This is a genomic window from Deltaproteobacteria bacterium, assembly GCA_016178705.1.
Taxonomy (GTDB): domain Bacteria; phylum Desulfobacterota; class Binatia; order HRBIN30; family JACQVA1; genus JACOST01.
Map to the genome: position 1 here is coordinate 707927 of JACOST010000014.1, position 22590 is coordinate 730516.

The 22590-nt window shown below is 64.3% G+C and carries 23 protein-coding genes; 12 read left to right on the plus strand and 11 right to left on the minus strand.

What is annotated here, in order from left to right; translation table 11 throughout:
- Nucleotides 1–98: 98 nt before the first annotated feature.
- The 8 genes from hisF to rpmE form a co-directional block, all read right to left on the minus strand.
- Complete coding sequence (hisF, locus tag HYR72_11285; protein ID MBI1815553.1) at nt 99–914, minus strand: imidazole glycerol phosphate synthase subunit HisF; 816 nt, start codon at nt 912–914, stop codon at nt 99–101.
- Complete coding sequence (gene hisA, locus HYR72_11290; protein MBI1815554.1) at nt 914–1645, minus strand: 1-(5-phosphoribosyl)-5-[(5-phosphoribosylamino)methylideneamino]imidazole-4-carboxamide isomerase; 732 nt, start codon at nt 1643–1645, stop codon at nt 914–916. Before hisA ends, hisF begins: the two co-directional genes overlap by 1 nt.
- Nucleotides 1639–2361, minus strand: coding sequence for an imidazole glycerol phosphate synthase subunit HisH (gene hisH, locus HYR72_11295; protein ID MBI1815555.1), 723 nt, complete (start codon nt 2359–2361; stop codon nt 1639–1641). Before hisH ends, hisA begins: the two co-directional genes overlap by 7 nt.
- 136 nt (nt 2362–2497) lie before the next feature.
- On the minus strand, nt 2498–3130 hold the full coding sequence (gene hisB, locus HYR72_11300; GenBank protein ID MBI1815556.1) for an imidazoleglycerol-phosphate dehydratase HisB: 633 nt from the start codon (nt 3128–3130) through the stop codon (nt 2498–2500).
- Nucleotides 3130–4440 (minus strand): histidinol dehydrogenase, encoded by a 1311-nt coding sequence (gene hisD / locus HYR72_11305; GenBank protein MBI1815557.1) that lies wholly within the window; start codon nt 4438–4440, stop codon nt 3130–3132. Before hisD ends, hisB begins: the two co-directional genes overlap by 1 nt.
- Nucleotides 4433–5326 carry a peptide chain release factor N(5)-glutamine methyltransferase gene (gene prmC, locus HYR72_11310; GenBank protein ID MBI1815558.1) on the minus strand — a complete coding sequence of 298 codons (894 nt, stop codon included), beginning with the start codon at nt 5324–5326 and terminating at the stop codon, nt 4433–4435. Before prmC ends, hisD begins: the two co-directional genes overlap by 8 nt.
- Complete coding sequence (gene prfA, locus HYR72_11315) at nt 5323–6393, minus strand: peptide chain release factor 1 (GenBank protein MBI1815559.1); 1071 nt, start codon at nt 6391–6393, stop codon at nt 5323–5325. The genes prmC and prfA overlap by 4 nt, the downstream gene beginning before the upstream one ends.
- A 334-nt stretch (nt 6394–6727) precedes the next feature.
- Nucleotides 6728–6940, minus strand: a complete 213-nt coding sequence (rpmE, locus tag HYR72_11320; GenBank protein ID MBI1815560.1) for a 50S ribosomal protein L31 — start codon at nt 6938–6940, stop codon at nt 6728–6730.
- Between the two features lie 171 nt (nt 6941–7111).
- Between rpmE and lptC the strand changes: the two genes are divergently transcribed.
- The 8 genes from lptC to HYR72_11360 all read left to right on the plus strand — a co-directional run bounded on the left by lptC (nt 7112) and on the right by HYR72_11360 (nt 12799).
- On the plus strand, nt 7112–7723 hold the full coding sequence (gene lptC / locus HYR72_11325; GenBank protein MBI1815561.1) for an LPS export ABC transporter periplasmic protein LptC: 612 nt from the start codon (nt 7112–7114) through the stop codon (nt 7721–7723).
- Nucleotides 7698–8300 carry a hypothetical protein gene (locus HYR72_11330; protein MBI1815562.1) on the plus strand — a complete coding sequence of 201 codons (603 nt, stop codon included), beginning with the start codon at nt 7698–7700 and terminating at the stop codon, nt 8298–8300. The genes lptC and HYR72_11330 overlap by 26 nt, the downstream gene beginning before the upstream one ends.
- Before the next feature lie 44 nt (nt 8301–8344).
- Complete coding sequence (lptB, locus tag HYR72_11335) at nt 8345–9061, plus strand: LPS export ABC transporter ATP-binding protein (GenBank protein ID MBI1815563.1); 717 nt, start codon at nt 8345–8347, stop codon at nt 9059–9061.
- Nucleotides 9062–9070: 9 nt separating this feature from the next.
- Nucleotides 9071–10558 (plus strand): RNA polymerase factor sigma-54, encoded by a 1488-nt coding sequence (gene rpoN, locus HYR72_11340; GenBank protein ID MBI1815564.1) that lies wholly within the window; start codon nt 9071–9073, stop codon nt 10556–10558.
- A 44-nt stretch (nt 10559–10602) separates the two neighbouring features.
- Entirely contained in the window at nt 10603–11133 is a 531-nt protein-coding gene (raiA, locus tag HYR72_11345; GenBank protein MBI1815565.1) for a ribosome-associated translation inhibitor RaiA, read from the plus strand.
- Nucleotides 11134–11142: 9 nt separating this feature from the next.
- The gene (locus tag HYR72_11350) at nt 11143–11604 is read left to right on the plus strand and encodes a PTS sugar transporter subunit IIA (GenBank protein MBI1815566.1); all 462 of its coding nucleotides are present in this window, start codon (nt 11143–11145) and stop codon (nt 11602–11604) included.
- A gap of 69 nt (nt 11605–11673) precedes the next feature.
- On the plus strand, nt 11674–12504 hold the full coding sequence (gene rapZ / locus HYR72_11355; GenBank protein MBI1815567.1) for an RNase adapter RapZ: 831 nt from the start codon (nt 11674–11676) through the stop codon (nt 12502–12504).
- A gap of 22 nt (nt 12505–12526) precedes the next feature.
- A complete protein-coding gene (locus tag HYR72_11360) occupies nt 12527–12799 on the plus strand; it encodes an HPr family phosphocarrier protein (protein MBI1815568.1) in 273 nt (90 codons plus the stop codon).
- 44 nt (nt 12800–12843) lie between these two features.
- On the opposite strand, the gene HYR72_11365 is transcribed toward HYR72_11360, so the two are convergent.
- From HYR72_11365 to HYR72_11375, 3 genes are all read right to left on the minus strand, one after another.
- On the minus strand, nt 12844–14607 hold the full coding sequence (locus HYR72_11365) for a penicillin-binding protein activator (protein MBI1815569.1): 1764 nt from the start codon (nt 14605–14607) through the stop codon (nt 12844–12846).
- 118 nt (nt 14608–14725) lie between these two features.
- Entirely contained in the window at nt 14726–16327 is a 1602-nt protein-coding gene (locus HYR72_11370) for a DUF1329 domain-containing protein (protein MBI1815570.1), read from the minus strand.
- A gap of 477 nt (nt 16328–16804) precedes the next feature.
- The gene (locus HYR72_11375) at nt 16805–18709 is read right to left on the minus strand and encodes a DUF1329 domain-containing protein (protein ID MBI1815571.1); all 1905 of its coding nucleotides are present in this window, start codon (nt 18707–18709) and stop codon (nt 16805–16807) included.
- 480 nt (nt 18710–19189) lie between these two features.
- Between HYR72_11375 and HYR72_11380 the strand changes: the two genes are divergently transcribed.
- From HYR72_11380 to HYR72_11395, 4 genes are read left to right on the plus strand one after another with little or no spacing between them, the layout of a single operon-like run.
- Nucleotides 19190–20200 carry a chemotaxis protein CheW gene (locus HYR72_11380; protein MBI1815572.1) on the plus strand — a complete coding sequence of 337 codons (1011 nt, stop codon included), beginning with the start codon at nt 19190–19192 and terminating at the stop codon, nt 20198–20200.
- Nucleotides 20201–20232: 32 nt separating this feature from the next.
- Nucleotides 20233–21639, plus strand: a complete 1407-nt coding sequence (locus HYR72_11385) for a response regulator (GenBank protein ID MBI1815573.1) — start codon at nt 20233–20235, stop codon at nt 21637–21639.
- Between the two features lie 30 nt (nt 21640–21669).
- Nucleotides 21670–22029 carry a response regulator gene (locus tag HYR72_11390; GenBank protein ID MBI1815574.1) on the plus strand — a complete coding sequence of 120 codons (360 nt, stop codon included), beginning with the start codon at nt 21670–21672 and terminating at the stop codon, nt 22027–22029.
- Nucleotides 22026–22589, plus strand: a complete 564-nt coding sequence (locus HYR72_11395; protein MBI1815575.1) for a purine-binding chemotaxis protein CheW — start codon at nt 22026–22028, stop codon at nt 22587–22589. Before HYR72_11390 ends, HYR72_11395 begins: the two co-directional genes overlap by 4 nt.
- The last annotated feature ends 1 nt before the right edge of the window (nt 22590 follow it).

Here is a 22590-nt window from a genome sequence, read left to right on the forward strand (position 1 = left end):
AATACAATTAGCGGTGCCTACTTCACGCGGTCGGGCGGCCTCTGTACCTGAGACCATGGGACCTTCGGATTGAGTCGGCATTGAGCGAGGCCGGCGGCTCAGCGTTGACTCTCCGCGAGCAGCCGCACCGCTACGCCGCGCCCGCGGAGATACTCCTTGCACTGGCGCACGGTGAACTCGCGGTAGTGGAAGATCGACGCCGCCAAGGCGGCGGTCGCGCCGCCGGCGGTGAGGCCGTCGTAGATGTGGTCGAGCGTGCCGACGCCTCCCGAGGCGATCACCGGCACGCGCACGGCATCGGCGATCGCACGGGTCAGCGCGATGTCGTAACCCGCCTTGGTGCCGTCGCGGTCCATGCTCGTGAGCAAGATCTCACCAGCGCCGAACGATTCCATCCGGCGGGCCCACTCGATGGCGTCGAGCCCGGTCGGATTGCGCCCACCGTGGGTGAATACTTCCCATCGGGGAGCGCTGATGGCTGATCGCTGATCGCTGATGGCTTGCGAACCTGACACTCGTTTCGCATCAATCGCCACCACGATGCATTGGCAGCCGAACTTCTCGGCGGCGGCTTGGACGAAGTCGGGGTGCTGCACCGCGGCGGTGTTGATCGACACCTTGTCGGCACCGGCGTTGAGCAGGTCGCGGACATCTTGCAGCTCACGCACTCCGCCACCAACCGTGAGCGGCATGAAGACGGTCTCAGCGGTGCGCGCGACCACGTCGAGAATAATCTTGCGGCGTTCGTGCGAGGCGGTGATGTCGAGGAAGCATAGCTCGTCGGCGCCTTCGGCATCGTAGCGCTCGGCGACCTCGACCGGATCGCCCGCGTCGCGCAGGCCAACGAAGTTCACGCCCTTGACGACGCGGCCTTCTTTCACATCGAGGCAGGGAATGATGCGCTTCGCGAGCACTACGCCGCTCCTCGCGCCGCAGCGATCGCCTCGGCGAGCTTGACCGCGCCGGTGTACAACGCGCGGCCAACGATGACCGCAGCGACGCCTGCCGCCGCACAGGGCAACAGCGCGGTGATGTCGGCCAGCGAGCCGACACCGCCCGAGGCGATCACCGGAATCGTGATCGCGTCGGCCAGCGCACGCGTCGCCTCGACGTTGACGCCTTGCTGCGTGCCGTCGCGACTGATGTCGGTGTAGATGATGCGCACGACGCCGAACGCCTCGACCCGGCGCGCGAGGTCGATCGCGGTGGTCTGACTCGTTTCCGTCCAACCCTGCACCGCCACTTTGCCGTCGCGCGCGTCGATGCCGACGGCGATGCGGCCGGGAAAGCGCTCGCACGCGAGCGCCACGACTTCGGGATGCGCCAGCGCGGCGGTGCCGAAGATCACGCGATCCGCGCCGGCGGCCAGCAATTGCGCCGCCCGCTCGACCGTGCGCACGCCACCACCGACTTCGATCGGGATCGGCAACGCCGCGCACAGCGCCGCGATCGCGTCGCCGTTCACCGGCGCGCCCGACACCGCGCCGTCGAGATCGACGACGTGCAAGTACTCCGCGCCTTCGCTGACCCAGCGCCGCCCCATCGCGATGGGATCGTCGCCGTACACGGTTTCAGCGGCCATCTCGCCGCGCAGCAGCCGCACGCAGCGACCGCCTTTGAGATCGATGGCGGGAATGATCAGCATGGGGCCTTTGGCTTGTGGCTGATGGCTGATGGCTGATGGCTGATGGACGGTGAATCCCCGGCGTTCTGCGCTGCGACCAGCGCCGAAAAATTTCGCAGAATGACCTGTCCCACCGCCTGGCTCTTCTCCGGGTGGTACTGGCTCGCGAACAAATTGTCGCGCGCGATGGCCGAGGCGAAGGTGACGCCATAGTCCGTACTCGTCGCCGTCAACGCCGGGTCGGCGGGTACGACGTAGTACGAGTGCACGAAGTAGACGAACGCGCCGTCGTCCACGCCAGCGAGGTGCGGCACGTTCTGAGTCTTGCGGATCTGATTCCAACCAATGTGCGGAATCTTCAGATCCGAATCCGACGTGAACTTCACCACGCGACCGGGAAGGATTCCGAGGCCCGGTACCGGTCCGAACTCTTCGCTCTCGTCGAACAGCAACTGCATGCCGAGGCAGATGCCGAGAAACGGTGTGCCGCGCGCGATTACCCGCTTGATCGGGTCGATCAGTTGGTACGTCCGCAGATTGTCCATGCACGCACCGAACGCACCGACGCCCGGCAGCACGACGCCGGCCGCCGCCTCGATGCGGTTCACATCGCGGGCGATCTCCGCCCGCGCGCCCACCTTCGCCAGCGCGTTCTGCACGCTGCGCAGATTGCCCATGCCATAGTCGATGATGGCGATGGCTGGTTGGTGGCTGATGGCTGATGGCTGATCGCTCATGATTTTCCGTCTATGCCGTAGGGTGGGCACTGCCCACCGCGCTTCCGGACGGTGGGCAGTGCCCACCCTACCGAAGACATTTTGAATCGAAACGCCATTGTCTCCGACGATGCGCGAGAGGCGATCTGCCTGCCGCCTACAGCACTCCCTTCGTCGACAGCACCCCGCTAACACGCGGATCGAGCTGCGTCGCCTTGTCGAGCGCACGGGCGAGCGCTTTGAATCCGGCCTCGATGATATGGTGCGGGTTGCGGCCTTGGCTCATGTTGAGGTGCAGGTTCATCCCCACCTGGTTCGTCAGCGCGAGCAAGAAATCGTGGATCAGCTCGGTGTCGAAGTTGCCGACGCGCGCCTGCTTGATCTTCAGGTTGTACGCCAAGTACGGCCGACCGCTCAGGTCGACCACCGCGGTCACCAGCGCTTCATCGAGCGGACACGACGCGTCGCCGAAGCGGCGGATGCCAGCCTTGTCGCCAAGCGCGGAGCGCAACGCTTCGCCCAGCGTCAGGCCGACATCCTCGACGGTGTGGTGCTGATCGATGTCGATGTCACCGGTCGCCCGCACGGTGAGATCGAAGAAGCCATGACGGCTGAATATCTCGAGCATGTGATTGAGAAACGGCACGCCGGTCTCGATGTCGTAGCGGCCGCTGCCGTCGATCTTGAGCTGGACCGTGATGTCGGTCTCCTTGGTGGTGCGCGCGATACGCGCCTGCCGGCCGTCGTGGGCGGCGGGACGTTTGGTCTTCTTGACGCGAGCCTGTGCCATCATCGACCTCCATTGAGACGCACGCGCACGGCGGCGGCGTGCGCCTGGTAGCCTTCCATTTCCGCGAGCGTACAGATTGCTGGCGCGAGCGTGCGCAGCGCACCGCGGCTCGCGCTGATCACGCTGGTGCGTTTGACGAAATCGTAGACGCCGAGCGGCGACGCGAAACGCGCGCTGCCCCCGGTCGGCAACACGTGATTCGGCCCGGCGGCGTAGTCGCCCAGCGGCGCCGGCGCATCGGCGCCGACGAATACCGCGCCGGCGTTGCGGATGCGCGGGACGTAACGCGCGGCGTTCGCGATGAGCAACTCCAAATGCTCGGGAGCGATCTGCTCGGCGAGATCGATGGCCTCGTCGAGATTGCGCACGACTACCAGCGCGCCGCGCCGCCGCAGCACGCGCGCGATCGCGGCGCGGCGCGGCAACGCCGGCAATTGCACATCGATTGCGGCGCGCACGTTCTCAGCTACGCGCTGCGACGGCGTCAGCAACACCGCACACTCATCACCGCTGCCGTGCTCGGCTTGCGCAAGAAGATCCGCCGCGGCAAATGCCGCCGGAACGCTGCGATCAGCAACCACCACCACTTCGCTCGGGCCGGCGATCTTGTCGATATCGACGATGCCGTACACTTGGCGCTTCGCCGCTTGCACCCACGCGTTGCCGGGCCCGACGATCTTGTCGACCTTCGGCACGGTACGGGTTCCGTAGGCGAGCGCGGCGACCGCTTGCGCGCCGCCGACGCGATACACGGCATGAACGCCGGCAATCGACGCCGCCGCCAGCACCGCCGGATTGTAACCGTCGCGACCCGCCGGCGACACCATGATGACTTCGTCCACGACCGCCACGCGCGCCGGGATCGCGTTCATCAGCACCGACGAGGGATACGAGCCGTGACCGCCGGGGACGTAGAGTCCGACGCGGCGTAGCGGCGTGATCCGCTGCCCCAGCGTGAATCCCGCCGCGTCGCGGTAACTCCACGACGACTGGCGCTGCCGGCGGTGAAAGGCCTCGATGCGCCGTGCCGCCGCGCGCAGCGCGCGCAACGCCGCTGGACGCAACGCGCGCAGCGCCGCATCGATCTCGGCCTGACTCACTCGCAGCCGCGCCGGAGTGAGCTGCACGCCGTCAAAGCGGCGCGTGAACTCGATCAACGCGCGATCGCCGCGGCGCTTCACCGCGTCCACAATTCGCCGCGCTTGCGCTTCGACCTGCGGGCTGGCGGTCGCATCGCGCTCGCGAATGGCGGCAAACTGGCGCGCGAAGTCGCGTTGCGTCGTGTGGAGCAGGCGAATGGTGTCAGCCATCACAGCACGCCTCGCTCGCCACCAACACGCGCGGGATGCCGGCGTAGTCAGCGCGAATTTCGACGCGGCCAAACCCAGCGGCGGCGGCCAACGCGCGCGCCGTGTCGGCTTGTCCGCATCCGATCTCGATCAACAGTGCACCGCTGCGCGTGAGCAACGCTGGCGCACTGAGGAGGATCTGGCGAATCACGGCTAAGCCGTCGCCATCGGCAAACAGCGCCGTCGCCGGCTCGTAGCCTAACTCGGGTTGCAGCGCATCCGAATCATCCATTGCAACGTACGGTGGATTGGAACAGATCAGATCGAACGGCGCCGCATCGGTCAGTGGGGCCAGCAGATCCCCGGCGACGAAACGAATCCGCGCGGCGACTCCGAGACGCTCCGCGTTGACGCGCGCCACCGCGAGCGCCGCCGGCGATAGATCGCTCGCCCACACTTCGGCGCTCGGCACTTCGTGCGCCAGCGCGACCGCGATGCAGCCGCTGCCGGTGCCGATATCGGCGACGCGTGGGTGCGCAGTCGGGTGCTCGCGCAGCCAGCGCGCCACGATCTCCACCATCAGCTCGGTCTCGGGCCGAGGAATCAGCACGTCCGGACCGACGACAAAATCGAGCGACCAGAACTCTTGCCGGCCGGTGATGTACGCAACGGGTTCGCGGCGGATTCGACGCGCGAGCAGCGGCTCGAAGGCCGCGGCAGCGCCGTCCGGCAGCGTGTCGCGTAGCGCGGCCAGCAGGTGCGTGCGCGATCGTCCGAGCGCGTGCGCCAGCAACACTTCGGCGTCAAGGCGAGCGGTGTCGATCCCCGCTCGCGCCAAGCGAGCGGTCGCCGCGGCGAGCACGTCCGCTGCTGTCGCTGGCGGCGACAATTCGGCCACGGGAGTCATCCGTTCTCCGACTTGAGCGACTGCGCCTGGTAGTGGGTGATCAACGCGTTGATGAGCGGTGACAGTTCACCGTCCATGACGCGATCGATCTGGTGCACTGTCAGGTTGATGCGGTGATCGGTCACGCGTCCCTGCGGGAAGTTGTAGGTACGAATGCGCTCTGAGCGGTCGCCGGTGCCGACCATGCCGCGGCGGCTGGCGGCTTCCTTCTCCTGCTGCTCCCGTTGCGCGCGCTCGAGCAGGCGCGCGCGCAAGATCTTGATGCCCTTCGCCTTGTTCTTGTGCTGCGATTTCTCGTCCTGGCACGACACAACGAGACCGGTGGGCAAATGCGTCACGCGCACCGCCGAGTCGGTGGTGTTGACGCTCTGCCCGCCCGGCCCCGACGAGCGATAGACGTCGATACGCAGATCCTTCACTTCGTCGAGTTGGACGTCGACTTCGTCGGCTTCCGGCAACACCGCCACGGTCGCGGTCGAAGTGTGGATGCGGCCCGAGGCTTCGGTAACCGGCACCCGTTGCACGCGGTGGACACCGCCTTCGAACTTCAACTGGCTATACGCCCCGCGTCCTTCGATCAGCGCGATGACCTCTTTGTAGCCGCCGAGACCGGTCGGGTTCGCGCTCATCAGCTCCACCCGCCACTTGTGTTCCTCGGCAAACCGGCTGTACATGCGGTACAGACTGGCGGCGAACAGGCTGGCCTCTTCACCGCCCGGCCCCGCGCGGATTTCGAGCATGACGTTACGCTCGTCGTTGGGGTCCTTGGGCAGCAGCAACACTCGCAACTGCTCTTCGATGGCGACCAACCGCTCGCGCAAGCCGGGGAGTTCGGTCTTGGCCATGTCGCGCATCTCGGGATCGGCATCGTCCAGCAGCGCGCGGTGATCTTCGACCTCGTCGCGCAGGAGCTTCCACTCGCGGTAGCGCGCGACCAGTTCCTCGATGTCCGCACGTTCCTTGCCGAGGCGGGCGTACTCCTTGCGATTGGCGATGAGCTCGGGATCGACGAGCTTGCGCTCGAGCTCGACGTAGCGCCGTTCGACGTCTTCGAGTTTCTGCAACATGGGTCACGTCACTGGGGCTTTGCGCAAGGAGTCCGGTACGAACGCTTCACTGACTCCGCGCAGCGGTTGAAACCGCGCGCTACAAGCAGCGCCAAGCCTGCCTGCGCAGGCTCCCAATCCCACCACCGCCGTTGCTTTCGTGCGAGGCGGGGAGTCGCCGGAGGGCGACTTGGCGTTCCTCGAAGCACGCAAATTCATTTGCCGCGTCCGTCGCCGGTCGCGCCTTTCCACTTTTTGTGCAAGGCCCGTCAGCGAAAATAAAAAAAGGGCGCCGGGGACTGGCCCCACGCCCTTTTCATGCCGCCGACAATCGCAGGCGGTCGCCTGCGAGTCGCTACTGCGCTTCGGATTGAATGCCGTACTTGCGCCGGAATTTTTCGATGCGCCCAGCCGTATCCAGCAACTTCTGCGTACCGGTGAAAAACGGATGGCAACTGGAGCAGATTTCGACATGGATCTCTGGCACCGTTGAGCGCGTTTCGATCACGTGGCCGCACGAGCAGACGATGCGGGCCGTGGCGTACTTCGGATGTATACCCTCTTTCATGAGGCGGCTTGAATAGCAGCTGGCTAGCCCCCGTGCAAGCCAGATTGATTTCGAAATTTCTACAACAACAGACTGCGGGCATGCGGGCCGGCTCGTCGCACATCACCTTTACTCCCTTGGGAGGGGGTGGTATTTTTCTTGCTCGAAACTCGCAGCCTCGTCAGATTCGCCATGAGAAACCGTCTCCGCCTGAGTGTTGTTGCGATCGTGCTAGGGCTGCTTGGGGGCATTGGTTTTCTGATCACCCAGAGCTTGCGCGCGCAGTGGAAGCAGGAAGCCGCGCAAACCGGCTTGGATCTGCTGCCGCAGATCGCGCAACGCATCCAGGATTTTCACCGCATCAAAACGCAGGACGGCCGAACCGTGTGGGAAATCGCCGCGCGTGAGGCGCAGTACCTGGAGGATGAGCACGAGGTGGTGGTGCAAGAACCCATGGTGCGGTTGTTTCTCAAAGACGGCCGCTCAATCGGCTTGAGCGGTCAAACCGGCCGCATCAGTCTCGACGGTCGCGAGTTGCGGCAAGTCGACCTGACGGGCGGCATTGAAGTGCAATTCGCCGACTACACCGTACGCACTGATCGCGCCCAGTATTTGCGCGCCACCGATCGGATCTCTTCGCCGCAACGAGTCAACATTACCGGCCGTGAGCTGGATCTGAGTGGGGATCGGATGGAAGTGGACGTAGCAGCGCAGCGGCTCCGCGTCTTTCGCAACGTCGAGATGACGTTGCGGCCCGGATCACACCAAGAGGCTCCCCATGATCGACCTGCGCCGCGCCCGTAGGCTCGCAGGAGCGCTGGCCTTCGCGGTGGCGCTATGTCCCACGGCTGGCGGCATGGCGTCGCTAGCTGCCGCTACGGAACCCGTTGGCGCCGCAGACTCGAGTCGTTCGGGGTTCTTGGGCGATTTTTCGCTCGGCTCGAGCAAGGAGCCGATTCGCATCACCGCCGACATGTTGGAGTTCGACTACAAGAACCACGTGCTCGTGTACCGCGGCGGTGTCGAGGTGACCCAGGGCGACTTGCAGCTGCGCAGTAAAACACTGACGGTTCATTTTGATGAGCATGCGGCCGATCGTGATCGCTTGAAGGAGATCGTGGCCGAGGGCGAGGTGCGCATCGGCAAGGGCTCGCGGGTTGCCACCGGCGGTCGCGCGGTCTTCGATCAAACGGCAAAGACCGTAACGCTCAGCGAAGATGCGGTGCTCCACGACGGCGACAATCGCGTCGCCGGAGACCGTGTGGTGGTGTACCTCGATCAGGGTCGCAGTGTGGTAGAAGGTGGCGACAATCGTGTGCATGCCGTGCTCGTTCCACCCACGGCGGCCACCGAGCACCAGGCGAGCGCGGAGAAACAGTGACCACGAACGGGCACAGTAACGGCGACGGCAGCCCCAGCACCGGCGTGTTGGCGGCACAGCATCTGTGCAAGCGGCTCGGTGGTCGCGATATCTTACGCGACGTGAGCGTCAACGTCCGCGCCGGCGAAGTGGTCGGCTTGCTCGGCCCCAACGGAGCCGGCAAGACGACCACTTTCTACGCGATCGTCGGCCTGATTCGGCCCGACCGTGGCGCCGTGCTGCTCGACGGCGAGGACGTGACCCGCTTCCCCATGTACCAGCGCGCGCGCAAGGGCATCAGCTATCTGCCGCAGGAGCCGTCGGTCTTCCGCAAATTGACCGTGGAGGAGAACATCCGCGCGATCCTCGAAACCCTACCACTCAGCCACGAGGAGCGTAGCGAGCGGCTGGCCGCACTCCTCGAAGAACTGAGCATCGCTCACCTCGCCAAGAACAAGGCCTTCTCGCTCTCCGGCGGGGAGCGCCGCCGCGTCGAGATCACCCGCGCCTTGGTCACCGAGCCGAGTTTCATGTTGCTCGATGAGCCGTTCGCGGGCATCGACCCGATTGCGGTGCTGGACATTCAGAACATAGTCGGTCAACTAAGGGACCGAGGCATCGGAGTGCTGATCACCGACCACAACGTGCGCGAGACGCTCGGGATTTGCGATCGCGCGTATATCTTGAATGCCGGGGCTATCCTCGAAGAAGGGCCACCGGACGCCATTGCCAATAGCCCGCTCGCGCGCGAGATCTACCTCGGCGAGCGCTTCACGCTGTAGAGCACCATCATGGCTCTCGAAACGCGTCTGTATCAGAAACTCAGCCAGCAACTGGTGATGACGCCCCAGCTGCGTCAAGCCATCAAGATCCTGCAGGTCTCTCGCGCCGAACTCGAAGAACTCATCGATCAGGAACTGACCGATAACCCGGCGCTCGAAGAAGGGATTGCGCAGGAAGCCGAAGAGCCCGAGCGGCCACGCACCGAGGAGAACCTCGAACCGGTGTCCGCCGAGGGCGCCGATACCTGGGAAGAGCCGGTCGAGCTGCCGCGCGAAACCACCAGTGAAGTCGAACCTACCAACTCCAACGAAATCGATTGGAAGGAGTACCTCGAGAACTATCGCAACGATTGGCAGGGGTCGACCGCGACGCCGGCCGACTTCGACGATGAAAATCGGCCGTCGATCGAGAACACGCTGGTGCGCGCGTCGTCGCTCACCGAACACCTGATCTGGCAGCTGCGTATGTCCGGCCTCGATCCGATCGAGGAGTCAGTCGCGGCGCTCATGATCGGCAACATGGACGACGCCGGCTACCTGCGCGTCGCGGTCGAAGATGTTGCGTTCCAGAGCGGACAAGACATTGAGATCGTCGAGCGCGTGCTCGGACGGATTCAGGAACTCGATCCCCCCGGTGTCGGCGCGCGTGATTTGCGCGAGTGTTTGCTCCTGCAGTTGCACGCCGAGGGGCAGGATGACTCGCTAGCGGCCGCCATTGTCAAGGACCATCTCATCCTGCTCGAAAGCAAACGCTACGACAAGATTGCCAAGGAGCTCAACGTCACCATCGAAGAGGTTGTCGCAGCCGCCGGCACCATCGCGACGCTGGAGCCCAAACCCGGCCGGAATTTCGGTGGCGGTGATACGCGGTACATCACACCGGACGTGTCGGTCCACAAGGTCGATGGCGAACTCATCGTGGTGTTGAACGAAGAGGGCATGCCGCGCTTGCGCGTGAGCGCGTTCTACCGCAACGTGCTCGGCAACAGCGAGACCAGCGACGCCAAGCGCTACATCCAGGAGAAGATGCGCGCCGCCGCCTGGCTCATCAAGAGCATCCACCAACGCCAACGAACGCTCTACTTGGTGACCAGCAGCATCGTGAAGTTCCAGCGCGAGTTTCTCGAAAAGGGCATTGCGCACTTGAAACCGCTGGTACTCAAGGACGTCGCGATGGACGTCGGCATGCACGAGTCGACCGTTAGTCGCGCCACGGCGAACAAGTACGTTCATACCTCGCAGGGAATCTTCGAGCTGAAATTTTTCTTCACCTCCAGCCTCAACCGCAGCGACGGTGGCGAAGATGTCTCGGCCGAGAGCGTGAAGGAGCGCATCCGTAACATCATCGCCGCCGAAGACGCACGCCATCCGCTCAGCGATCAACACATCGCCCAAACGCTAGCCAAAGAGAGCATCGACATCGCGCGCCGTACCGTCGCCAAGTACCGCGAGATGATGGCGATCCTGCCGTCGTCGAAACGGCGGCAAGTGTTCTGATGCCCGCCGCAACCTGATTCTGTTCGCTCAAGAGGAGTGCTCCTATGTCTGTGACGGTAACTTTCCGGCATGTGCGGCCGACCGACGCGTTGCGTCGCTACGCCGAGACCAAGACCGAGCGCCTGCAGAAGTTCGTCCACCATCCCCTCGACGCCCACGTGGTGCTCGAAGTCGACAAGCACCGCCACATCGCGGAGCTCGTCGTGGCCGCCGACCGCATGCGTTTCACCGCCACCGAGGAGACCGGCGATCTATACTCCGCCATCGACCTCGCCATGGCGAAGGTCGAGCGGCAGGTCGCCAAGCGCACCACCAAGCGCAAGGCCCGCAAGCACGACAACTCGGTGAACGACGTGCCCGCTGCCCCGGCCCGCGCCACGCGCGCCCGACGCGGCCCGGTGGTCGAGACCGAGCGCGTCACGGTGAAGCCCATGTCGGTCGAGGAGGGCGTAATGCAAATGAACGTCCTCAAGAAAGATGTGTTTCTGTTCAAGAACGCCGCCACGGATGAGATCGGGGTCATCTACCGGCGGCGCGACGGCAACTACGGCTTGATCGAGCCCGAGGTCGCCTGAGGCGTCCCAATGAAGATCAGCGAGATCCTGTCGGATCAATTGGTCATCCCGTCGCTCCAGGGACAAACCAAGGAGACGGTCGTGCGCGAGTTGGCCGAGCACCTCGCGGCGCAGTACCCGGCGATCAACGCCGAGCGTTTGGTGGAAGTGCTGTGGGAACGCGAACGCCTCGGCAGCACGGCGATCGGCGATGGCATCGCCATTCCGCACGGCAAGCTACCCGGGTTGCACGAAGTGCTCGGAGCCTTCGGGCGCCACCTGCAGGGCGTCGACTTTCAGTCCCTCGACGGTCGCCCGACGCAGCTGTTTTTTTTGCTCGTCGCGCCCGACGATTCCGTCGGCCAACATCTCAAGGCACTGGCGCGCGTGTCGCGTTTGCTGAAGGATCGCGCGTTCCGCCTCCGCTTGCTGGCGGCGCCCGACCAGACCGAACTTTGCCGCATCATCCGGGAGGAGGATGAACGGCTCTAAGGCGATACGCCGGCCGCGCGGCGAGACCTCACCGTGAAGCGTACTCTCGGCGTCGTCATCGTCAGTGGTATGGCCGGTGCCGGCAAGAGCACCGCTATCCACGTCCTCGAAGACTTGGGATACTATTGCATCGACAACTTGCCGGTGGTGTTGCTGCCGCGCTTGCTCGAACTGTGCGAAACCGCGACCGAAGGGATCACCCGCGTCGCCCTCGGCATCGACCTGCGTGAGCGCGAGTTCCTGCACGGCTACCCGGCGATCCTTGACGACCTCCAGCGGCAAGGCTGGCGCGTGGAGATTCTCTTCCTCGACGCCGCCGATGACGTGCTGATGCGTCGCTTCAGCGAGACCCGTCGGCCCCACCCGCTCGCGGGCGACGATGGGCCACTCGCCGGCATTGCGCGCGAGCGTGAAGCGATCGCCGGGCTCCGCGAACGCGCCGACCGCGTCATCGACACCAGCGTGCTCAACGTTCATCAGTTGCGCGGCGAGCTGACGCGGCTCTACGCGTCCGGTCTGCAGAAGGGTACGCTGCGGTTGCTGCTGACCTCGTTCGGCTACAAGTTCGGACTGCCCACCGATGCCGAGATGATCTTCGATGCGCGCTGCCTCACCAACCCGTTCTTCGTCGACGAATTACGCGATCGCGACGGGCTTGATGCCACGGTCGCTCGGTTCGTGCTCGATCGCGACGAGGGGCGCCAGTTCCTCAAGCGGATCAGCGGCCTGTTGGAACTCGTGCTCACGCTCTATCAGCGTGAAGGCAAAGCGTCGCTCGCGGTGGCCGTAGGCTGCACCGGCGGACGGCACCGGTCGGTGGCGATCGTCGAGCGATTGAGCGCGATCTTCGCTGAAAAGGGTTTGGCCACGCAGATACGCCACCGCGACCTCGGGCGCTGAGCGAGCTGAGAAGAAATCAGTGATGGAACCGGCGCGGCGAACCTTCGAAGTCCAGAACCGCCTCGGCTTGCACATGCGCGCAGCCGCGATGCTGGTGCAGACCGCGAACAAGTACGACGCGCAGGTCACCATCACGAAAGATGGTCAGAGCGTCGATGGCAAGAGCATCATCAGCTTGATGATGCTGGCCGCCGCGCAAGGCAGCGTGATTGAAATCGAAGCCGTGGGCTCGCAAGCGGAAGAACTCCTCGACGCCCTCGGTGCGTTGTTCGACCGCAAGTTCGACGAAGAGTGATCCGGCCCGGGATGGGGCCGGGGCCAGAAGAGCGTCGATCGCAATCAATTGACTGCGGGTGCAACCTCTTCGATCTGTCCGTCGCGGTAACGGAGCACCGATAGATCGCGTTGAAAGCCGCCCTCGGTGGACCGCAGCACCCCGGCGCCTTCGAAGTTGGAGAGCGAGGTGAGCTGTGCCGTGACTTGCTCACGCGAGGTCGCGCCGTTCTCGAACACGCGGCGGACGGCGAGGCCGGCATCGAAGGCTTGGGCCTCGAACACGGTTGGCGCGCGGCCGGCACCGCGCTCGAAGTGTTCCACGAACTCACGCGTCGAAGGCCGTGTGCTGTTCGCAAAGAACGAGTCGGCGAAGATCGCTCCGTTGATTGCCGCCCCCGCGTCGGCAAGCGCCGCCGGGTCGTTCCAGCTCTCGGTTCCCAGCAGCGTGACATCGGGGGCCTCACTGCGCACGTGCGCGGCCACCGCTACCGCCATGCGGGCGGCGTCGGGAATGAAGACGGCCTGCAACCCGGCACCGCTCCAATCGCGCACCACAGCGGTGATGGTGGAAAAATCGGTATCGCCTGGCTGGTAGGTTTCCGTCCCGACAACGTGACCGCCGCGCGCGGTGAACGCGGCTTCGAAGGCTTCGGCGAACGCGGTGCCGTACCCATCGTTGGGATAGACGATGCCGGCGCGCTCGATTTTGAGTGTATCGACCGCGTAGCCCACCAGCAGCACCACTTGTTGATTGCGAGTCATCGCGACTTGGAACACCGATCCGCCAGCAAGCCCCTCGCTTTGCGAGAGCAACAGCATGGGAAAATGTTCACGCTCCGCCACTGGCGCCGCCACTTCCGATTCGCTGCTGCGCAGCGGACCGATCACCGCGAGCACCGTCGGATCCTTATCGAGCGCGCGCACCAACGCGGCGCTGTTGGCCGGATCGCCGCCAGTGTCACGGATCACCAGATGTTGTGGGGCGTCGGCAAACGCGAGCCGCAAGCCAGCTAGCGCCCGCTTGCCGTATGCGTGATCAGGTCCAGTGAGCGGGAGCAAGCACGCAACACGGGTGGTCGAGGCTACCTCCGGCACTGGCAGTGCGGCGATCGTCTCGCTGCCGACCGGAGGCGGGGGCTCGGACTCTTCTGTGGCGGCCGCTTCGGCGGCTTCAGGCGCTGCGCTCACGGCAACCGCCTCGCCCTCCGGCAGGGGCGCGGGCTGCGCGATATCAGCTTCGATCTCAGCGGACTTAGAGAGTTCGATCTCGCCGCTCTCCGGCATCGGTGCCGCTGCCATCATGTCGCTCAGGCCCGTCATCTCACGGACCGCCGCGGTGAGCACGACTTGGTTGGCCTCCGTGCGCTCATCGTCGGTCAACTGTTTCGCAACCGACTCGATGCGGCTGCGGAGACGGCTTTGTTCGGCCGGGCTGGCCTGTTGCCAGGCTTGCTCCCAGGCGATCAGAGCCTGGACCCGTTTGTCCTCAGCCAGTTCGTCGTCGCCGCGCAGCGCATCCACCTGCACCCAATGGCGAGTGGGGTAGCGTTGCTTCAACTCATCGAGCGTCGCCAGCGACGCGTCTTGTTGGTGCAGATGATGTTGCGCGAGAGCGAGCTGATAGTAGGCGCGCGGAACATAGGCTTCCTCTGGAGTGGCATCGAGGAAGCGGCGGTAGTTCGCGACGGCGACGACGTAGTCGCCACGCGCGAAGGCATCTTCCGCTTGGCGGAACGTGTACGAGGGCGCCGGTGGCAAGTGCGACGCCGGCTGAGTACAGGCCGCCAGCAGGGCCAGTGCGGGGAGCGCTGCCAGTAGTGGTCTCATTGGCCGCCTATATCCAAGCATCCGCATCGACTTGTCAAGGTTCGCGTGCCGGCGGCTTCCAGCGACGCATGGTAGGGGGCGGGATGAGGGACACGGCGCGCCCCTCATCCCAGGTGGATCAGTGACCCGACGCAATCAAATTGGCCACCGTGAAGAAATCTTCCGACGTCCCGGACTTGTCGCCCAAGTTAAGGTAGATGCACTCTTCGTTCGGCGTGTGCGTGCTGGGGAGCGCCGCTTTGGTCGCGTGAACCAATTGAGTGTCGAGCATGACGAGAGCGTGCACGAAGGCCATTTCGTCCGCGTAGTGGGATACCTTCGCGCCTGGAATCGCTTCCTTCTTGAAACTGTGATCGTTGATCCATACCTTCCACAATTGGCCCGCCCGATCGTAGATATCGGAGGTCGTCACCAGCCAGCTTTGTTTGTCGAGGTAGAGGACGCGTTTCCCGTAGGCGTACTGCGGCAGCTTTGAGTTGGCCTCGATGACATACACCTGCCGAGGCTCCCACACATCATCAAACACCCAGTCCTCTGGCTCCTGCCACTTGACGGGAACGTTTCGTCCATGCATGACGGCCATCACGGTGCGCTCGCCGAGGAGTTTCCAGTCCGCCCAGCCGATGTGGCCGTTATAGCCGTAGTAGCTGTCGATGTCCGTATCTTGTCCGAACAAGGCGTCCGAACGTTGCGCGCTCGACAAGCGCCGGACGCGGCGCAATTGCGGCAGGTACAGCCAACTGTCGTCTTGTCGGTCCGCGTCGTTGTAACGGTAGAACGTGGCGCCGACACCTTTAAGATCGAACGGCTCGCTCAACGGGTGCAGGGACTCCTTGAATCTGACATCCTCGGGATTCGGCAAGGTTGGCTTCGGATCGACGAAGAGCCGGCCCGTGTAGTTGAGACGGCGCAGGTAGTCGATCAAGTAGTGTCGCTCCACCGTCATGCCGCGATTCTTGGCGAATGAGCCGGTGTCGGCATCGAAGTTCTGAGCGTTGAGATCGTCGGTAATCTGAGACCGGTAATCGTAGTTCCACATGATCTTCAGCGCAGCCTGCGGGTCATTGGAGTCGATATTGGGGAATGGCTGGCCCGCAGTGTAGTTGAGCACTCGACGCCCGTCAGGGCTCAGCTTCGCTTGCCCAGAGTACTTTTCGGTGGCTTCACGGTACTCGCGGAACATTTCGATGCGGCGCGGGGCGATGACCTTCATGCGTAGTCCGTAGCGCAACGCCCACTCGAGTCCAGGCGTAAGCACGTCGGGATACTGATCCATGTTCTTGTCGGTGATTGTCGTCCCTGGCTCGACCGGCAGAAGGCCGCCGCTCGAGGCGCCGCGCGACGTGTTGTTGTTATTCGCAGGCAGCATCGCCGCTTCCACCGGCGCGGCGGCGACTTGGATGGGCGCGGGCGCTGGCGCAGCCTCTGCCACCACTGGCTCAGGTTTGGCCCGCCTTGGCGCGGCAGCGACGGGAGGCGGTTCGGCTGCGTGCAGGGCCGCTGGCGCGCTTTCGCGCACCACAGGTGGTTCGACTTTCTTGATTGGGACAGGTGCGGTTGCTGGTTGCGGCGCGGCAGCGATCTGTTCTGGCTCGGGCGCTGGCTGCGCGGCGACGACCTCCGGCTTCACCGCAACTGGCTCGGCTGCGGGTACAACTTCCGCTTCGACGACGCGCGGTGCCGGCTCGATCTTAGCCTCAGGTGTGTCATCCGCTTTCACTTGTTCAATCCTCGCCGGCGGCGGGCTTGATCGTCGCGCGGCGAGTCGGGGCGCGGTGCTCCCAGCCGCCGCCGACGGGAATTCGCGATCATCCTTTGGCGGATTCGGCTTGGCGACGTGCCGACTCGGTTTGGATGTGGCCGCACGCCGGATCGGCGCCGCGTGTACCTTAGCCACCGGTTTCGCGACTGGCCGAGCGGACGACTGGGCGTGGCCGACCGTGGCAGCTGGCGCTTTGGGCTGCGCAGCCGGCGCGGGCCGCTGTGGCTGCGGTGCGGGCGCCGGTTGCGCTTTGGCGGCAGGCTTACCGCCTTCCTCGGGGTACAGATCGCTCCAGTCGACCTGGGCCGGCGCGCTCGCGGCACTGACCAAGGCCGTGCAGACCGACAAGGCCAGGACGGTCCGAGTTCGTAGCTTCAACATTGTCTGACTTGCTCCTTCTACCTCACGCGCTGTCCGCGGTCTGTCGGCCGTTGCTTAGTCCGACATGTGCGTCAGGTGGTGCAGAGTGAAATAGGAGTCCTCGTACTTGCTCTCGAGAAATTGCGTCTTGTAGCGACCACCGAGTGCTGCCCGGTTCGTCTTATCGTTCACACCGACGACCATGTTCGGTGTAACGGCCGAGAAACTTCCATCGGCGCTCTTGGACCAGTGGTACGCGCACATGGCATTGTAGAAGTATTCGCCAGCTTTGTTGTGAACAAGCTTCCAGTAGATCCTATACATGTCCTTATCCATGTACATGATGACCTTGCCGAAATTGTAGTACGGATCGTCGGCCTGGCCTTCGATGATCCACACCGGGCGGGGGACGAGGGTGAGGTTCTCCACCACCAGCCACGGCGCGCCCTTGCTCCCCGGCGTTTCGTACGAGGCCCGGAAGTACGGGATCTCCACTTCGGATCGGGTCTCAGTAATTTGTTTCTGCGGCAGTGCGTACGGCCTCAGCACGGGTGCCAAGATGTCGGTCTCGCCAACTAGCTTCCATTTGTAGTACTCGACCTTGCCTGCGTAGCAGTTGAGATCGTCGCCGAAGATGTCAAGCCCGGCAACCGGATCCGACCGCGTGGCAGCGTTGACGCGTCGGACACGTCGGGTGGATGGTACGTAGAACCACGTCTCGTCCTGCGACGTCCAGTCGTTCACGCGCTTGGTGAGCCCGCCCACGCCGTCGATGTCCTGCGGCTCAAGCACCTGGGTCATCGACTCGTCGCGTAGGTTTTCAGGGTTCGCAATCGGCCCGGCCGACCGGCCGTGGAATGATTGCGCGTGCAGCCATAGCTTGATGCGCTTGAACTCACCGCTACCGTCGATCCCGTTGAGAGAGAACGTGGCTCCCGCGCCATTTTGCATCTGATTGGCGGCGGTGAAGTTCCACGCCATCTTGCACGCGGCCATGGGATCGTTCTTGGCGTCGATTCGCGGGAACGGATAACCGAAGTAAAACTCCGGCGCCTTGCCGGTCTTCAAGTCCTTCAGGCCGCAGGTTGCCGGATCGACGTCGTACTTCCCGTCATTGGCTTCGCTCGCCGCCCAGAAGGGCTTCGAGTAGTTCTGTTTGAACTTCTCGGGATCAACGGGCGAAACCTTGTAGAAGTATTGGCCCTCCTTCACGCGCTTGAGCACCGTCGGCGGGAGCAGGCCTTCGCCTTGTTGCCAGTTGTTGCTGTCGAGGGTCCACGATTTGCCATCGCCCTCGTCGGCCGGTGCGGCCGGGGCGGCTTTCGGGAAGTCGAGTTTTGCGATTTGCTCTGGAGGCTGGGGCTTGGCCCTGGGCGCTTCAAGGGGCGCCGCGCGTTCTACAGCGACGGCAGCGACCCGCGGTTCGGCCTCGGCGACCGCCGCGGCTTCGCGCTCGGCCGCCATTGGAGCCGTCGCTGGCGCAGTAGCAACCACGGGCTCGGCAGCCGTCTCGGCGACTCGTGCCGTGACCGGCTCGGAAACTTGCGGCACCGGCTGCGGAGCCGCTACACGTTTGGGTGCCGGTACGGCGGGAGCCTTGGCCACCCGGCGTGCGGGCGCGGCCGGTGCAGCCGCTGGCGCTGCTTTCGCGATTGGTTTACGACGCAGAGAGTCTTCCAACGTCAACGGTTTCGCGGCCGGTACAGCTGCCGCTGGTGCCGGAACGACCGCTGGCGCAGGCGCGGGCTGCGCTTTGGGCGCGGGCTTCTGCCCTTCATCGAACAGATCGCCCCAGTCAACGTTTTGTGCGCGCAGAGCGCCAACCCCTAGCAGCAGTACGAATGCCGCTAGGCCGAGACACGTCGGAAGGTGTCGCCTTATCATCATGTAGACCTCCATGAGTTCAGCAAATGAAACAGCAGAAGCCATGCCAGCAACGCCATTCGACTCCGAAGCCGCACTGGGGAGGCCTTCGCACATCACTGCGCTACTCAGTTGACGAGGCGTCCAACCTATGCCGGCCGAGCGCTGAGCGCCCTTGTTAGCTCGACTCCCCGCGCATCTAGCCTCGCAGATCGGGCGCCTTCTGGATGAGGGACGCGACCAATTGAGAGTCCGCGCCTGGTTGGACAACCGCGAACGTCTCGGTGCGGAACTGAACGCTGCGGCGCGTTGCTGCGGCGGTTCTAGCCATGCCGGCCACTTGTCCAGCCGCTGCAAATGGCTTGGCTGGTTGACGCGGTTCACCGCAGCCGACCCCGCTCTTTGCTACCCGCCGTGCTGAGATGAAGGCCGAGTGCCCTGCGCTTATGAGCGCGGCCCGCTTGCTGTGACGCATGTTGAACGCTGCGTTAAATGGGTACCACCGCGACACGAAGCCGCTCACAAGTTCGGGAAGCCGCCATCTCACAAGCCAAGTGGCATACCTCCTGCTCATTCCTGCGACGAAGCGGAGGAGTTATGACGAACCCAGCGATTGCAGAGGCAAGCCGCACAGCTCGCGTACTGGTCTTTACCGTCGACGACGGGCCCTTTTGCATCCACCTCGACTGGGTCGAGGCCGTGTACCAGCGCGAAGACGCGCCGCTGCACCTGGTGAAGGAGGGTGACAGTGTCGGCCGCTTTCTCATTCACCGCGGACAGCCCGCTCTAGTCATCGATCTCCGCGAAGCTTTCGGCCTCAACGGACTCCTCGGCGCCACCGATCGTTCGGCTCTGATGGTCGTCAGGGCGGGATCCTTCCTGCTCGCCCTCCAGGTCGATTCCTGCGTTGGTGTTCGCGATCTGGACCTCGGCACCAAGGTCCCGGTGGCAAGCACATTGGTTCGCGACGGCGGACTCAGCGTCGGTTACCTGGTGGATCTGGATGGCAAGATGCACGGGCTGCTCGAACCAAATCGGATTCTCAGTGGGACGCTGCGCGAACAGCTTGATCCGCTACTGAAGGAGGCGCAGGCCTTCCGCGACCGTCAGGCCGAGTTGGTGGAACTGACCGCCGAGCTACGACGCAATCCGACGCCGGCGGGCTTGAAGAACTACGCGCGGCTGAGTCGCCGCAACGGTCGGACCCGCGCCGCCGGCGCGGCGCGTCTGGTGCTCAAGCACGTGCAAGAGCACGAGGCGGGGGCCGGCGATGGCGCGGTGGCGGGGGACATGGCGGCCGAGACCCTGCTGCGCGATTTGGTAGCTCTGAGCACGGCCCGCCGAACCGGCACCGTGATCGTCCAGCCGGCCGGCGGCGAGGCTACCGAAATCTTCCTTGATCTGGGCCGTATCGCGGATGCGCGCGTGCCCGGCGAATGGGGGCGCGGCGCGCTCCGCCGCATCCTCGCGGCGCGCGAGGGAGCGTATCGCTTCGAGCCCACCGAGACCGCGGTGTATCCGCAACGGATCGACGATTCCGCCCTGTGGTTGCTGGTCGAGGTGACTGAGCAACTGAGCGAAGAACGTCGTGGCCGGCACCTTCGTTAGCGCGTCCTGAGGAAGGAAGAAGGAGACACGCGATGGATGAGAAGCCACGAATTCTCGGCGTGGACGACAGCTTGACGATCCGCAAGGCGCTCGAGATCGTGCTCAAGCCCGCGGGCTATGTCTTGGATCTCGCGGGTGATGGTGCCGAAGCCCTTGAGAAGGCCAAGTCGTTCAAGCCCGCGCTCATCCTACTCGACTTCATTTTGCCCGACATGCGCGGAACCGAGGTGTGTCGTCGGCTTGCCGACGATCCCGAGACGGCTCATATTCCAGTCGTGCTGATTTCGGCGAAAGGGGCTGAAATCCGGCAGGCCTATCAAGACATCGGTAACGTCGTCAGCTACATCGCCAAGCCCTTCAAACCGCAAGTCGTCACCAGCATCGTCGCCGAAGTACTCGCGAAGGGTGCAGCCGGCGAGTTGGTCAAGTCGACGATGTCGGTGCACGAGGCCCCGGCGCTGCCAGGAACTCCGCCGCCCGCCGCAATGCCAGTCATGACTCCGCCCCCCGCGTCGGTCAGGGTCGCGCCTGAGTTCACGTCGGCCGCGACGCCCGCAGCCACCAACGGCAGCGCCTACGCGTACAGCGCCGACCAGATCGCCCGTGCCAACGGGCATGACGACCTGGAAGACCTTGAGAGCGACGAGCGAGTCAACGCCCCAATCGACACCGGACTCAGCGACGCAGCGCGTCGCGAGATACTCGAAGTCATGTTCGAGACGCTGCGCGCCGGTCTCGAAGGTGTGTACGTCGAAGAAGTCGATACCGCCACCGGTGCGGCCGCCGATGAAGCCGCCTCCTATACCGGCTTGATGGAGCGACTCGGCAACGAGCTGAGCGAGGCGCTGCAGCACGCGCGCTCGGGCGCGCGCTACACGCTCTACAGCGACGGTTCGGTGCGCTCGCTTGACGAAACGCTGCTCGATACCTTCCGCCGTTCGTGCCGTCTGCTGTTCCGCGCCGTGGTCGCGGGCGCGGTCGAAAACGAGATGGCAGCGAGCCACCAGCGGATCTTGGTCGCGTGTCATCGCGACAGCGCGGTTCACCAGCAAATCCGTTCGCTGCTGTCGGCACATCCCGACTGGCAGGTATTCACTATCAGCGAAGGCTTCAGGCAGTTGCCGATGATGACGCGCCTGTACGGGCCGTCCTACCTGATCGCCGAGACCACGTGGTCGGGCGCGTTGTGGGACCAGCTCCGCAATGTGCAGCGTCTGCCCGAAGCGCGCGCAATGACTGTGATCGGCTTGGCCGATGCGAACCGTGCGACGGGTCCGGACGACCCCGCCGCGCGCGCCGTGGCACTCTCCGAGCGCGGCTTCGCCACCGTACTGAGCTCCGCCTTCGAGCTGGAAAATGAACTCGGTGAGACGCCGATCACAGCGGCGCCGGCTCTGCTCCGCGCCGAAGTGTCAATGTCTGCACCGGCCACTCTGTGAACAAATCGAACCCAAGTGTGTGAGGGACCAATGCCTAAAGTTTTGATTGTCGACGATATCCGCAGCGAGGTGCAGTTGATCGCCGATGCGCTGACGCCAAAGGGTTACGACTGCATTCAGGCCAGCAACGGCCTCGAGGCGGTCGAGCGCGCCCGCACCGAACTCCCGGATCTCATCTTGCTCGACGTGGTGATGCCGGGACAAGACGGCTTTGCCACCTGCCGCCAACTCAAACGCGACGTCACCACGAAGGAGATTCCGGTGGTGATCGTCAGCTCCAAGAACGGCGAAAGTGATCGCTTTTGGGGGCAGAAGCAGGGGGCGTCCGACTATCTGACGAAGCCGTTCAGCCCCGACGATCTCGTCACCATGGTGAGGAGGTTCGTGTGAGCGACTCTCTACACTTCGATCTCGCGACCCGATTGAGCGCCCGCCTCGCCCACCTGGGCGAGGACTACTGCATCTTCACGCGCAGCGGACGCGAGTTCGGGGTCAGTGTCACCGCGGCGCGCGAGGTGTTGACCGGCGAGCCGGCCACCCCCGTGCCCCAAGCCCCGCCTTCGCTCATCGGTGTCATCAATCTGCGCGGCGAGGTGTTGCCGTTGGTGCAACTCGATAGTCTGCTCGACATGCCGACGCGCCTGTATAGTACCGACGATCAGATCCTCGTCGTGTCCGCGGGCGACGTCGAGATCGGGTTGGTGGTTGATCGCGTGCGCGACGTCCGCTCGATTGACAGCGGCGAGATCAAGGCCCATCCCGACGATACTGCGGCGCATCATCTCTTCCGCGGCTACTGGCCCAGTTCTACCGGAGTCGTCACCGTACTCGATGCCCAGCGGTTGGTCGCCGAAGCCGTCACGTCGGTGAGCACGCGCTTCAGCCAACGCCCGCCGGGGGCCGACGAGGGCGCCCGAGCCGTTGGCAACGTTTCAATGAGGAACCAATAGG

Excerpts from the sequence above, each read along its gene's own strand:
- hisA (MBI1815554.1), bottom strand. The coding sequence starts at position 1,645 with ATGCTGATCATTCCCGCCATCGATCTCAAAGGCGGTCGCTGCGTGCGG.
- hisH (MBI1815555.1), bottom strand. The coding sequence starts at position 2,361 with ATGAGCGATCAGCCATCAGCCATCAGCCACCAACCAGCCATCGCCATC.
- hisB (MBI1815556.1), bottom strand. The coding sequence starts at position 3,130 with ATGGCACAGGCTCGCGTCAAGAAGACCAAACGTCCCGCCGCCCACGAC.
- hisD (MBI1815557.1), bottom strand. The coding sequence starts at position 4,440 with ATGGCTGACACCATTCGCCTGCTCCACACGACGCAACGCGACTTCGCG.
- prmC (MBI1815558.1), bottom strand. The coding sequence starts at position 5,326 with ATGACTCCCGTGGCCGAATTGTCGCCGCCAGCGACAGCAGCGGACGTG.
- prfA (MBI1815559.1), bottom strand. The coding sequence starts at position 6,393 with ATGTTGCAGAAACTCGAAGACGTCGAACGGCGCTACGTCGAGCTCGAG.
- rpmE (MBI1815560.1), bottom strand. The coding sequence starts at position 6,940 with ATGAAAGAGGGTATACATCCGAAGTACGCCACGGCCCGCATCGTCTGC.
- lptC (MBI1815561.1), top strand. The coding sequence starts at position 7,112 with ATGAGAAACCGTCTCCGCCTGAGTGTTGTTGCGATCGTGCTAGGGCTG.
- HYR72_11330 (MBI1815562.1), top strand. The coding sequence starts at position 7,698 with ATGATCGACCTGCGCCGCGCCCGTAGGCTCGCAGGAGCGCTGGCCTTC.
- rpoN (MBI1815564.1), top strand. The coding sequence starts at position 9,071 with ATGGCTCTCGAAACGCGTCTGTATCAGAAACTCAGCCAGCAACTGGTG.
- raiA (MBI1815565.1), top strand. The coding sequence starts at position 10,603 with ATGTCTGTGACGGTAACTTTCCGGCATGTGCGGCCGACCGACGCGTTG.
- HYR72_11350 (MBI1815566.1), top strand. The coding sequence starts at position 11,143 with ATGAAGATCAGCGAGATCCTGTCGGATCAATTGGTCATCCCGTCGCTC.
- rapZ (MBI1815567.1), top strand. The coding sequence starts at position 11,674 with ATGGCCGGTGCCGGCAAGAGCACCGCTATCCACGTCCTCGAAGACTTG.
- HYR72_11360 (MBI1815568.1), top strand. The coding sequence starts at position 12,527 with ATGGAACCGGCGCGGCGAACCTTCGAAGTCCAGAACCGCCTCGGCTTG.
- HYR72_11365 (MBI1815569.1), bottom strand. The coding sequence starts at position 14,607 with ATGAGACCACTACTGGCAGCGCTCCCCGCACTGGCCCTGCTGGCGGCC.
- HYR72_11375 (MBI1815571.1), bottom strand. The coding sequence starts at position 18,709 with ATGTGCGAAGGCCTCCCCAGTGCGGCTTCGGAGTCGAATGGCGTTGCT.
- HYR72_11380 (MBI1815572.1), top strand. The coding sequence starts at position 19,190 with ATGACGAACCCAGCGATTGCAGAGGCAAGCCGCACAGCTCGCGTACTG.
- HYR72_11385 (MBI1815573.1), top strand. The coding sequence starts at position 20,233 with ATGGATGAGAAGCCACGAATTCTCGGCGTGGACGACAGCTTGACGATC.
- HYR72_11390 (MBI1815574.1), top strand. The coding sequence starts at position 21,670 with ATGCCTAAAGTTTTGATTGTCGACGATATCCGCAGCGAGGTGCAGTTG.